At 69.6% G+C, this 12,473-nt stretch carries 8 protein-coding genes; 5 read left to right on the plus strand and 3 right to left on the minus strand.

What is annotated here, in order from left to right:
* Nucleotides 1-107: 107 nt before the first annotated feature.
* Genes leuC through leuB form a run of 3 tightly spaced genes read left to right on the plus strand, consistent with a single transcriptional unit; the run spans nucleotide 108 to nucleotide 3,197 of the window.
* Nucleotides 108-1,538: a 3-isopropylmalate dehydratase large subunit gene (leuC, locus tag VGN58_RS14665; RefSeq protein ID WP_327483915.1), complete on the plus strand. Its 1,431-nt coding sequence runs from the start codon at nucleotides 108-110 to the stop codon at nucleotides 1,536-1,538.
* Complete coding sequence (leuD, locus tag VGN58_RS14670; protein ID WP_327483916.1) at nucleotides 1,538-2,119, plus strand: 3-isopropylmalate dehydratase small subunit; 582 nt, start codon at nucleotides 1,538-1,540, stop codon at nucleotides 2,117-2,119. The genes leuC and leuD overlap by 1 nt, the downstream gene beginning before the upstream one ends.
* A complete protein-coding gene (gene leuB, locus VGN58_RS14675; RefSeq protein WP_327483917.1) occupies nucleotides 2,109-3,197 on the plus strand; it encodes a 3-isopropylmalate dehydrogenase in 1,089 nt (362 codons plus the stop codon). Before leuD ends, leuB begins: the two co-directional genes overlap by 11 nt.
* Nucleotides 3,198-3,378: 181 nt before the next feature.
* Here leuB and VGN58_RS14680 read toward each other — a convergent pair whose 3' ends face one another.
* The 3 genes from VGN58_RS14680 to VGN58_RS14690 form a co-directional block, all read right to left on the minus strand.
* A complete protein-coding gene (locus tag VGN58_RS14680; protein WP_327483918.1) occupies nucleotides 3,379-6,345 on the minus strand; it encodes a two-component regulator propeller domain-containing protein in 2,967 nt (988 codons plus the stop codon).
* A gap of 85 nt (nucleotides 6,346-6,430) precedes the next feature.
* Nucleotides 6,431-9,601, minus strand: coding sequence for an efflux RND transporter permease subunit (locus tag VGN58_RS14685; protein ID WP_327483919.1), 3,171 nt, complete (start codon nucleotides 9,599-9,601; stop codon nucleotides 6,431-6,433).
* Nucleotides 9,602-9,786: 185 nt separating this feature from the next.
* Entirely contained in the window at nucleotides 9,787-10,917 is a 1,131-nt protein-coding gene (locus tag VGN58_RS14690; RefSeq protein ID WP_327483920.1) for an efflux RND transporter periplasmic adaptor subunit, read from the minus strand.
* Between the two features lie 78 nt (nucleotides 10,918-10,995).
* Here VGN58_RS14690 and VGN58_RS14695 point away from each other — a divergent pair, with 78 nt between their 5' ends.
* Both VGN58_RS14695 and VGN58_RS14700 read left to right on the plus strand, forming a co-directional pair.
* Nucleotides 10,996-11,667, plus strand: coding sequence for a TetR/AcrR family transcriptional regulator (locus tag VGN58_RS14695; protein ID WP_327483921.1), 672 nt, complete (start codon nucleotides 10,996-10,998; stop codon nucleotides 11,665-11,667).
* A 147-nt stretch (nucleotides 11,668-11,814) separates the two neighbouring features.
* Complete coding sequence (locus VGN58_RS14700; RefSeq protein ID WP_327483922.1) at nucleotides 11,815-12,471, plus strand: protein-L-isoaspartate O-methyltransferase; 657 nt, start codon at nucleotides 11,815-11,817, stop codon at nucleotides 12,469-12,471.
* The last annotated feature ends 2 nt before the right edge of the window (nucleotides 12,472-12,473 follow it).

Here is a 12,473-nt window from a genome sequence, read left to right on the forward strand (position 1 = left end):
CCTTCCTCCCGACACAGGCGGTTTCCTGCTGCCCCCATCCCAACCTTCCCCCGCGTGCGGGGGAAGGGGCCGCACCACTGCAACTCTCGGCATGACGGACACATTTGATGAATCCCGCCACCTCACCCCGCACACTGTTCGACAAACTCTGGGATGCCCACGTCGTCGTCCCCGAGACGGACGCCGCGCCCGCGGTGCTGTACATCGACCTGCACCTGATCCACGAGGTCACGTCGCCGCAGGCCTTCACCGAGCTGAAGGCGCGCGGGCTGTCGCCGCGCCGCCCGGACCGCACGAAAGCGACGATGGACCATTCCACGCCCACCCTGCCCGCCGGCGCTGACGGCAAGCTGCCCTACTACACGAAGGCGGCCGAGACGCAGGTGGAGACGCTGGCGCGCAACTGCGCCGAGTACGGCATCGAGCTGTTCGACATGGCGTCGCCGAACCGCGGCATCGTCCATGTCATCGCGCCCGAGCAGGGCTTCACCCTGCCCGGCATGACCATCGTCTGCGGCGACAGCCACACCAGCACGCACGGTGCGTTCGGTGCGCTGGCCTTCGGCATCGGCACCAGCGAGGTCGGCCATGTGCTGGCCACGCAGTGCCTGCTGCAGCGCCGGCCGAAGACGATGGGCATCACCGTCGACGGCACGCTCGCGCCCGGCGTGGGCGCGAAGGACATCGTGCTGCACGTGATCGGCATGATCGGCGTCAACGGCGGTACCGGCCATGTCATCGAGTTCCGCGGCAGCGCGATCGAGGCGCTGGACATGGAGCAGCGCATGACCCTGTGCAACATGTCGATCGAGGCCGGCGCGCGCGCCGGCATGGTGGCGCCCGACCAGACCACGTTCGACTGGGTGGCGAAGACGCCTCGGGGTCCGAAGGGCGACGCCTTCGATGCGGCCGTCGCCTACTGGAGGACGCTGCGCAGCGACGATGGCGCGGTGTTCGATGCGGACGTCCGCGTGGATGCCGCCGAGATCCGTCCCACCCTGACCTGGGGCACGCATCCGGGCACCGCGATCGCGGTGGATGCGCCGATTCCGGCGCCCGCCGGTCCGGCGGACCAGAAGGGCCTGGACTACATGCGGCTGGAGGCCGGCCACGCGGTGGCGGGCACGCCGGTGGATGTGGTGTTCGTCGGCTCCTGCACCAACGGCCGCCTGCGCGACATGCGCGAGGTGGCGCACGTGCTGCGCGGCCGCAAGGTGGCGACGGGCGTGCGCATGCTGGTGGTGCCCGGCTCGGAGATCGTCAAGCGCGAGGCCGAGGCCGAGGGCATCGACCGCATCGTGCGCGACGCGGGCGCGGAATGGCGCGAGCCGGGGTGCTCGATGTGCATCGCGATGAACGGCGACCTGGTCGCGCCCGGCCAGCTGGCGGTGAGCACCAGCAACCGCAATTTCGAGGGCCGGCAGGGGCCGGGGGCGCGCACGCTGCTCGCCTCGCCGCTGACCGCTGCGTGGGCGGCCGTGAACGGGCGCGTCAGCGATCCACGCGAGCTGTTCGACGCGCGCAAGGAGGTGGCGTGATGACCGCGTTCCGCGAACTGCGCTCGAAGAGCGTGGTGTTGGCGCAGACCAACATCGATACCGACCAGATCATCCCGGCGCGCTTCCTCTCGACCACCGAGCGCGCCGGCCTGGGCAGGCACGCCTTCAACGACTGGCGCTGGCAGGCGGATGGGTCGCCGAATCCGGCCTTCGCGTTCAACCAGCCCGAGAACCAGGGCCGCCGCATCCTGCTGGCCGGCCGCAATTTCGGCTGCGGTTCCTCGCGCGAGCATGCGCCGTGGGCGCTGACCGACCTGGGCCTGCGCGCCATCGTCAGCAGCGAGATCGCCGACATCTTCCGCAACAACAGCCTGAAGAACGGCCTGCTGCCCATCGTGCTGCCCGAGGAGATCGTGCAGTCGCTGATGGAACGGCCAGACGACGAGCTGACGATCGACGTCGCGGCGCGCGAACTGCGCGCGCCCGACGGGTCCGTCTTCGGCTTCCCGCTGGATGCCTTCGCGCAGACCTGCCTGCTGGAGGGCGTGGACGAACTGGGCTACCTGCTGGCCCGCCATACCGACATCGAAACCTACGAGGCTACCCGCCATGCACGCTGACATCGCCGTACTGCCCGGGGACGGCATCGGCCCCGAAGTCACCGCCGCCGCCGTCACCGTGCTGCGCGCCCTGGCGCGCCGTCATGGCCACAGCTTGGACTTCCACGAATACGACATCGGCGGCATCGCCATCGACCGCCACGGCGAACCGCTGCCGCAGGGGACGCTGCGGGGCTGCCAGCAGGCGAACGCGGTGCTGCTGGGCGCGGTCGGCGGACCGAAGTGGTCGGATCCCAATGCAAAGGTACGCCCCGAGCAGGGCCTGCTGGCGCTGCGCAAGGGCCTGGGCCTGTTCGCCAACCTGCGTCCGGTGCGGCCGCATCCGGCGGCGCTGAATGCCTCGCCGATCAAGCCGCACCTGCTGACCGGCGTGGACATCGTGGTGGTGCGCGAACTGACCGGCGGCATCTACTTCGGCGAGAAGACCCGCGACGCGCGCGGCGCCAGTGACCTGTGCAGCTACTCGGTCACCGAGATCGAGCGCGTGGTACGCAGTGCCTTCCGGCTGGCCCGGCAGCGCCGCGGTTACCTGGTGTCGGTGGACAAGGCGAACGTGCTGGAAACCTCGCGCCTGTGGCGCGATGTCGCCACACGCATCGGCCGCGAGGAGTTTCCCGATGTCACGCTGGAACACCAGCTGGTCGACTCGATGGCGATGCACCTGCTGGCCAAGCCGCGCGAGTACGACGTGATCGTCACCGAGAACATGTTCGGCGACATCCTGACCGACGAAGCCTCGATGCTGGCCGGCTCGCTGGGCCTGCTGCCGTCCGCCTCGCTGGGCGACGGCAAGGTCGGCCTGTACGAACCGATCCACGGCTCCGCGCCGGACATCGCCGGCAAGGGCATCGCCAATCCCTACGCGACGATCCTCAGCTGCGCCCTGCTGCTGCGCCATTCGCTGGGCCTGCACGAAGAAGCGGATTGCATCGAGCGTGCAGTCGACGGCGCGCTGAACGCGCAGGTGTTCACCAACGACCTGGCGACCGGTGGGCGTGGCGTGTCCACCCAGGCGGCCACGCAGGCCGTGCTGGAACAGATGCAGGCCCAGTGCTACGTGGCGGAGCTGCGCGACTGACGCGGGTGGCGGCGACGCCTGCGCAGAAGCACGCTCAACATCCACAGCGCGGACAGGGTCGCCAGGCTGGAACCCACTCCATCGTGCCCCCTGTGCGCCGCACCAGGCAGGGCGGCGTGTCCCGATAAACGTCGACCGCGGGAGCAAGAGGACAGCGCGACGCCTGCGCGCCCGATACCGGTCAGCCGGGGACCAGGCGATTGCGTCCCTGCTGCTTGGCACGGTACAGGCGCTCGTCGGCGACACGCAGCAGGTCGCGCATGTCCTGGCCGGCTTCCAGCTCCGCCACGCCGATGCTGACCGTGCAGCGCAGGTCGCCGCCGTCCGGCGTGTCGATGCTGGCCTGCGCGATGCCTTCGCGCAGCGCTTCCAGGCGGGCACGCGCCGTCGACCAGGGCAGTTGCTGGCAGACCAGGAATTCCTCGCCGCCCCAGCGCGCGATCAGCACGTCGTCGCGGCCACCGGCCAGGCGTTCGGCCAGCGCCGCGATCCGCGACAGCACCTCGTCGCCGAAGGCGTGGCCGTAGCGGTCATTGATCGTCTTGAAGTGGTCGATGTCGAGCAGCGCGACGCAGAGCGGGCGTCCCTCGCGGCGGCTGGTGTCCAGCGCTTCGGCCAGGAACGCATCGCCGGCGCGGCGATTGGCCAGCCGGGTCAGGGGATCGTGGCGCGCCTGGTAGGCCAGCTGTTCCAGCAGCTGCGCGTTCGCGGCCCCTGCCTGTTCGAGCTGCGCATTCTTCTCGCTCAACTCCGACGTCCGCGCGTCCACCAGCGCCTGCAGCCGGTGCTGGCGCTGGCGATGGCGGCGCATCGCCAGCAGCAGCACGCTCCAGCCCAGCAGGCCCGCCAGCACCAGGTAGGCGGTCATCGCCCACGCCGTCAGCCACCAGGGCGCGGCCTTGTCCAGTTCGACCGAGCGCATCACCCGGCCTTCGGTCCTGCTCCAGTCCGCCGGCGCGTTCATCACCTGCACCTCGAAGCGGAGCTTCCCGGACGGGAGATTGGTGTAGATGGCGTCGTGCGCGATGCCGTTGTCGGTTTCGACCCAGTCGTGATCGAAACCAACCATCCGGTAGCGGTAGCGCAGGCGTTCCGGGGCACGCTGGTTGAGTCCGGTAAAGCGGATGACCACGCGGCGCGTGTCCGCCGCCAGCGCGTATCCCGCCTGCAGGGGCAGCACGCGACCGTCGGCTTCCACCGACTCGATCACCAGCGTCACGCCCTGCGTGCGCTGGCGGCGCGCATCGTCGGGATCGATCACGCCCACGCCGTTCGCGGTGGCGAACCACAACTTGCCGTCGCGCATCGGCCAGCCCGCCGGCGCGGAGGCGCCGTTGGCCTGGCTGCTGGGCAATCCGTCGGCGTGGGTGAAGGCCTCCACCGGCAGTCGCGCCAGGTGGCGATTCTCCACCGCCGTCAGCGCCGGCCGCGAGATGCGGAACACCCCCCGGTTGCTGGACACCCAGAAGTCACCGTTGTCGTCTTCCAGCAACCGGAACAGGCGGTTGTTCGGCAGGCCCTGGCGGTGGTCGAACTGCACGAACGCGCCATCGCGCCAATGCAGCAGGCCACGATCGGTCGCGATCCACAGGCTGCCGTCGGGATCGGCGAGGAAGTCGAACGCCGCCACGGCCGGGAAGTCGGACATCGGCGTCCATCGGCGCACCGTGCCGTCGCGCCGCATCATCGCCATGCCGTTGCTGGTGCCGATCCACAACACGCCCTGGGCGGTTTCGTACAGCACGTAGACGTTGCCGTCCGGCAGGCCATCGTTGGCGTCGTAATGGCGTGCGATGCGACCCTCGCGGTAGACGGTCACACCTTCGTTGCTGCCGATCCACAACGAGCCGTCGGCGCGCTCCAGCAGCGCGCGCACGTGATTGGACGGCAGGCCGCCGGCCTCGTCGAGGCGCCAGGGGCGCGCCTGCGTCCCTTCGGCTGCGGCAGGCAGGTGGATGACGCCCTGGTCGTAGGTGCCGATCCACAGGCCGCCGTCGCGTGCGTTGGCCAGCGAGAGCACGGAGGGGTCGGACCTGCCGTCGAACGCCAGCGGCACCGCACGGCTCTGGCCAGCCTGCCACGCGTCCACGCCCATCGGATGGCCAATCCACACGCCCTGCCCGGGGCGCTCGATGATCGCGCGCACATAGATGTCGCGCAGCCCGCTGCTGCGGCCCAGGCCGAACACGGGCCCGTCGGAGATGCGGTACAGCCCGTTGGTGGTGCCCACCCACAGCAGACCGTCGCGGTCTTCGAACAGCCCAGGCGCCAGACGCCCCAACAGACCCTCGCGCTCGCCCAGCGTCTCGTAGCGTCCCTGGGTGTAACGGCGCAGGCCATCGAGCGTGGAGACCCAGAGGTTGCCGTTGCGGTCTTCCAGCATCGCTTCCACGCGCTCGCCGGTGATCTGCTGCGCCCGGCCATGCTCCAGCCGCCAGACGCCCGCGCTGCCGCCCACCAGCAGGCCACCCCAGCGCGACGGCTGCACCGCCAGCACCGACGTCTCCGGCAGTCCCGCTTCGCGCCCCCACGCGGTGGCGCGCCCGCCGCCGATGCGGAACAGACCATGGCGGTTGCCGACCAGCGCGCGCCCGTCCGGCAACGGCAGGATCGCCAGCACGCGCTCGTTGGCCAGGCGCGCGCCGGCGCTTTCGATCTCCTGCAGCTCGCCGCCGGGCTCCCGCCGGAACAGCGCGTGGTCGGTGCCGATCCACAACACGCCGTCGGGTCCGAAACGCAGCACCGACACGTCGGGCAGCGTGCCGGCCGGGCCCGGCAAACGCTGCCAGCGTCCCTGCCGGAAATGCAGCACGCCCGGGCCCACGCGGCCCAGGCTCAGCACCATCCCGCCCTGCGGATGCGGCGCGATGGCACGCACCCCTTCGATCTCCAGGCCCGCCACGCTGCCGCCGTCGTACGCCGTGAAGCGGCGGCCATCGAAACGCGCCGCGCCCTCCCACGTGCCCGTCCACAGATAGCCGTCGGCATCCTGCTGGATGGCATGCACCAGGTTGTGCGGCAACCCGTCTTCCATCGTCCAGCGCGCGATCGTGTACTCGTCGACCTTGCGCGCGGGATCCAGCGCCCACGCAGGCGCGCCGACGAGCAGGACCAGCAGACTCAGGCCGGTGAGGAACAGGCAGCGCACGGCGGGCACACGGTCCGGAGGAGCTTCGACCTCCTCAGTATCGGCTGTGGCGGGGGGGTTCTTGAACCCCCGCCGCCCGGGTCGCTCAGCGCGCGGCGTCCTCTTCCGGCCGTACCTTGAACCAGGCCGCGTACAGCGCCGGCAGGAAGAACAGCGTCAGTACCGTGGCCACCGTCAGCCCCCCCATGATGGCGACCGCCATCGGCCCGAAGAACGCGCTGCGCGACAGCGGGATCATCGCCAGCACCGCCGCCAGGGCGGTCAGCACGATCGGCCGGAAGCGGCGCACGGTGGCATCGATGACCGCATGCCAGCGGTCGTGGCCGGCCTGGATGTCCTGGTCGATCTGGTCCACCAGGATCACCGAGTTGCGCATGATCATGCCCGCCAATGCGATGGTGCCCAGCATCGCGACGAAACCGAACGGCACGCGGAACACCAGCAGCGCCAGCGTCACGCCGATCAGGCCGAGCGGCGCGGTCAGCAGCACCAGCGCCATCCGCGAGAAGCTGCGAAGCTGCAGCATCAGCAGCGTGGTCACCGCCAGCAGGAACAGCGGCATGCCGGCGGCGATGGACTTCTGCCCGCGCGCCGAATCCTCCACCGTGCCGCCGGTCTCCAGCAGGTAGCCCTGCGGCAGCGTGGCGCGGAGGTCGTCCAGCGTCGGCGAAATCTGCGCCACCACCGTCGGTGCCGTCACGTCGTCGTTGTTGAGGTCGGCGCGGACGGTGACGGTGGGCAGGCGGTCGCGATGCCAGATGATGCCGTCCTCGAACGCGTACTCGAGGTTGGCGATCTGCGACAGCGGCACGCTGCCGCCGTTGCCGGTCGGCACGGCCAGGCTGCCCAGCAGGTCCAGCCGCGTGCGCTCCTCTTCCGGCCCGCGCAGCAGGATCTCCACCAGTTCGTTGCCCTCGCGGTAGGTGCTGACGCTCAGGCCCGACAGCGACCCGGAGAGGAAGTGCGAGACCTGGGCCGTACTGACACCCAGCGCGCGTGCGCGGTCCTGGTCGATCTGCAGCCGCACGATCTTGCTGGGCTCGCTCCAGTCCAGGTTGACGTTGGCGACATGCGGATTGGCGCGCACCTTCTCGGCCATCTGGCGTGCGATCGCCTGCACCCGGTCGATGTGCTCGCCCGAGATGCGGAACTGGATCGGATAGCCGACCGGCGGACCGTTCTCCAGCCGCGTCACGCGGAACTGCAGCTCGGGGAACCGCGGCGCCACCTCGTCGATCAGCCAGCGCCGGGTCGATTCGCGCGATGCGGTGTCCGCGGTCAGCACCACGAACTGCGAGAAGTTCGCCTGCGGCAGCTGCTGGTCCAGCGGCAGGTAGAAGCGCGGCGACCCGGTGCCGATGTAGGCCACGTAGTTGAGGATGCCCTCGCGCTTGGCCAGCAGCGCCTCGAGCTTGCGCGCCTGCGCATCGGTGGACTTCAGCGAACTGCCCTCGGCCAGCTCCAGGTCGACCATCAGCTCGGGACGCACCGAATCCGGGAAGAACTGCTGCGGCACGAAGCGGAACAGCGCGATCGAGGCGACGAACGCCGCCACCGTCATGCCGATCACCACCCAGCGGTGGCGCAGGCAGAAGGCCAGCCAGCCGCGGAAGCGCTGGTAGAACGGCGTGTGGTACGGATTGTGGTCGTGCGCATCATGCGGCTTCGGCGCCAGCATGCCGGCGTACTGCGGCCAGCGGTCGGCCAGGCCGGCACGGAACGCGTGCCAGCGCGCAGCGAGCGAGCCCGGCTTCGGCGGCTGCGGGTTGCCCAGGTCGGGCAGCATCTTGTCGCCGAGGTAGGGAATGAACAGCACGGCCGCGATCCACGACACCACCAGCGCGATCGTCACCACCTGGAACAGCGAGCGCGTGTACTCGCCGGTGCTCGACGCCGCGGTCGCGATCGGCAGGAAGCCGGCCGCCGTCACCAGGGTGCCGGTGAGCATCGGGAACGCCGTGGATTCGTAGGCGAAGCTGGCCGCCTTCAGGCGATCGAATCCCTGCTCCATCTTGATGGCCATCATCTCCACCGCGATGATCGCGTCGTCGACCAGCAGGCCCAGCGCCAGCACCAGCGCGCCCAGCGAGATCTTGTGCAGGCCGATGCCGAAGTAGTGCATCACCGCGAAGGTCATCGCCAGCACCAGCGGGATGGACACCGCCACCACCAGCCCCGTGCGCAGACCCAGCGAGAAGAAGCTGACCAGCAACACGATGACCACCGCCTCGGCCAGCACGCGGACGAACTCGCCCACCGACGCCTCCACCGCCGCCGGCTGGTCGGACACCTTGCGCAGCTCCATGCCCAGCGGCAGCGTTTTCTGCAGACGCTGGAATTCGGATTCCAGCGTCGCGCCGAGCTTGAGGATGTCGCCGCCATCCTTCATCGCCACCGCGATGCCGATGCCGGGCTGCCCCATGAAACGCATGCGCGGCGCCGCCGGATCGGCGAAGCCCCGCGTGATTTCGGCGATGTCGCCCAGCTTGACGGTGCGCCCGCCGGCCCGGATCGGGAACTCGCGGATCTCGTCGACCGAGGTGAACTCGCCGCTGAGCCGCAGCTGCACGCGGTCGGTGGGCGTCTCGAAGAAGCCGGCGGGCGTCACCGCGTTCTGTTCCTCCAGCGCCTGCTGCACGGCATTGAGCGGGATGCCCAGCGTGGCCAGCTTGGTGTTGGACAGTTCGATCCAGATCTTCTCGTCCTGCAGGCCGACCAGTTCGACCTTGCCGACGTCGTCCACCCGCTGCAGCTCCAACTGGATGCGGTCGGCGTAATCCTTCATCACCGCGTAGTCGAATCCGTCGCCGGTGAGCGCGTAGATGTTGCCGAAGGTGTCGCCGAACTCGTCGTTGAAGAACGGACCCACCACGCCCGCCGGCAGTGTCGCGCGGATGTCGCCGACCTTCTTGCGCACCTGGTACCAGAGCTCGGGCATGTCGCGCGACTTCAGGCTGTCGCGCGCGGCGAAGATCACCTGCGACTCGCCCGGCCGCGAATACGAACGGATGTACTCGTAGTTGCCGGTGGTCATCAGCGCCTTTTCGATGCGCTCGGTGACCTGCTGGGAGACTTCCTCGGCGGTCGCCCCCGGCCACACCGTGCGCACCACCATCGCCTTGAAGGTGAACGGCGGATCCTCGGACTGGCCCAGGTGGCGGTACGACCACGCGCCGACCAGGCCCAGCAGGATCATCGCGAACAGCACCAGGCTGCGGTTGGTCAGCGCCCACTCGGAAAGATTGAAGCGGCGCATGGCTCAGCGACTCCCCGCGATGGCGATCAGCTCCCTCCCCCGCATGCGGGGGAGGGCTGGGGTGGGGGCGAACGTGTGCAACATCTCTCCGGAAAGTCCGCGGATGCTTTGCCCCCATCCCAACCTTCCCCCGCAAGCGGGGGAAGGGGCGCTATACGGGTACGGAAAACTCATCGGCACGTCCATCAGCGCGATCCTTCCTGCGGCTTCGATGCAGCGAGCGCCAGCGGCCGGTTGCTGCGATCCACCGGCGCGACGACCTGGCCTTCGCGCAACAGATGGCCGCCGGCGCCGACCACCCAGTCGCCGGACTTCAGCCCGCCCAGCACCGGCACCGACGCCTCACCGTAGGGACCCAACTGCACCGCTTGCGCACGCACCTTGCCGCTGGCCGGATCGACGACCCACACCGTGGTCCTGTCGCCGTCGCCGCGCTGGATCGCCGACAACGGCAGCTTCAGCGCCGCCTGGGTGCCGCTCTCCTGCACGTACACGCGCGCGCTCTGGCCCAGTTCGACCTGCTGCTGCACTTCGTCGCCGACCAGGCTGACGCGTGCGGCATAGGTGCGGGTCTGCGCATCCGCGGCGGGGGCGATTTCGCGGATGACACCGGGCAGGCGCTGGCCGGGGGCATTCCACAGCTCGATCATCACCGGCTGACCGACACTGAACTGGCGGATGCGGTTCTCCGGCAGACCGATCGCGACCTCGCGACCGCCGTCGGCGGCCAGGGTGAAGATCGTCTGGCCTGCGGCGACCACCTGCCCGGCTTCTGCCTGGCGGCTGGCGATCACGCCATCGCGCGGGGCGCGCAGTTGCGAATAGCCTTCCTGGTTGCGCATCACGTCCATCTGCGCACGCGCGGCACGCGCCTGGCCTTCGGCGGCCCGGTAGGCCGCGACCTGCGCGTCGTAGGCGGACTGGCTGATCAGCCGGTCGCCGACTAGCTTGGCGTAACGGTCGCGGTCGCCGCGCGCGCGGACCAGGTCGGCTTCGGCGGCGGCCAGTTGCGCCTGCGCGGCCTGTGCCTGCAGCGCGAAGTCGCCGGCATCGAGCACCGCCAGCACTTCGCCCTTGCGAACGCGGGCACCGGCATCCACGTTGCGTCGGACGAGATTGCCGCCGACGCGGAACGCCAGCGGACTTTCCTCGCGTGCCCGCACTTCGCCGGCGTAGGCCGACAGCGCGGCCCCGGCGCCGCCGCCGGGCTGCACGACCAGCGCGGGACGTGGCATTTCCGCGGGTTGCTCCTCGCTGCAGGCGGCCAGCCCGAGCAGCACGATTGCGAACACTCCGTTCCAGCGCGTCTGGCGCATGACCGCTCCGTTGCGATTTCAATTAATGGACTTGGCGGTATAGTATAAATATCGAACCGGGTAGTCTAGTATTACAGCATGGTCAGTCCACGCCACTCCGCCAGCCGCCCCAAGTCCCCCGCCAAGCCCGCTGCCAGCGGTCCCGGCCGCCCCAAGGACCTGGGCAAGCGCGCCGCCATCCTCGAAGCCGCCAAGCAGTTGTTCGCGCGCGAGGGATTCAACGGCGTCAGCATGGACCAGATCGCCGCCGAGGCGGGCGTTTCAAAGCTCACGGTGTACAGCCACTTCGGCGACAAGGACGCGCTGTTCGCCGCCGCAGTGAAGGCCAAGTGCGAGGAAATGCTGCCGGACACGCTGTTCGAGCTCGAACTGACCGGCAGCCTGCGCGACCAGCTCAGGCACATCGCGCAGGCCTTCTTCGCGCTGATCACCAGCGAGGAGGCCATCAGCACGCACCGCATGATGATGGTGCCGGGCAACATCGACGACAAACTCAAGCAGACCTTCTGGGACGCCGGCCCGCAGCGCACGCACGATGCGTTCGCCGCGATGCTGCAGGCGCTGGTGGCCAAGGGCGAACTGGACATTCCCGACGTGGCGACCGCCTCCGTGCAGTTCTTCTCCCTGATCAAGGGCGAAGTGCATGCCCGCATGACCTGCGGCCTGTGCAGCCGGCCCGGGCCGATGGATGCCCGCCAGCATGTCGACGCCACGGTGGACATGTTCCTGAGGGCCTATGGCCGCCGCTGAATCTGAAGCGCCGCCCCGGGCGACGGAGGTTGCGGTGACTTCCGGCACTGCGTCCGCCGGCGTGCGTGCCGCGATCCTTGCCCAGCGCGGACGGGGCCAGCCCGCTAAAATGCCCGGCCCAGCCCTCCGCGTCGGATGACCACCCCCATGACGATCGATTACTCCCAGGCCCGCGAAAACATGGTCGAGCAGCAGGTACGTCCCTGGGACGTGCTGGACGCGCGCGTGCTGGACGCCCTGGCCACGCTGCCGCGCGAGGCCTTCGTGGCCGACGCGCACCGTGCACTGGCCTACGCGGACCTGGCGCTGCCGCTTGGCCATGGCGAAGTCATGGCCAAGCCCGTGATCGAAGGCCGCACCCTGCAGGCGCTCAAGCCGCAGGCCAACGAGGACGTGCTGGAAATCGGCACCGGCAGCGGCTACCTGACCGCCTGCCTGGCGCACCTGGCGCGCGAGGTGGTCAGCCTCGAGATCCATCCCGACCTGGCCGAGGCCGCGCGTGCGCGCCTGGATGCCACCGGCCTGGGCAGCAACGTGCGCATCGAAACCGCCGATGCGCTGGCATGGGACAGCGACCGCCGTTTCGACGTGGTCTGCGTGACCGGCGCGGTCGCCACCGTGCCCGCGCGCTTCCTGCAATGGCTGCGTCCGGGCGGCCGCCTGTTCGTCGTGCAGGGCGCATCGCCGGTGATGGAAGGCGTACTGCATGTCAACGACGTCAACGGCGCGCGCATCGAATCGTTGTTCGAAACCGACCTCCCCTACCTGGTCGGCGCCGCACCGGCGCCCCAGTTCGTCTTCTGAAG

It is taken from the genome of Pseudoxanthomonas sp., assembly GCF_035999195.1.
In the GTDB taxonomy this organism is placed as follows: Bacteria; Pseudomonadota; Gammaproteobacteria; order Xanthomonadales; family Xanthomonadaceae; genus Pseudoxanthomonas_A.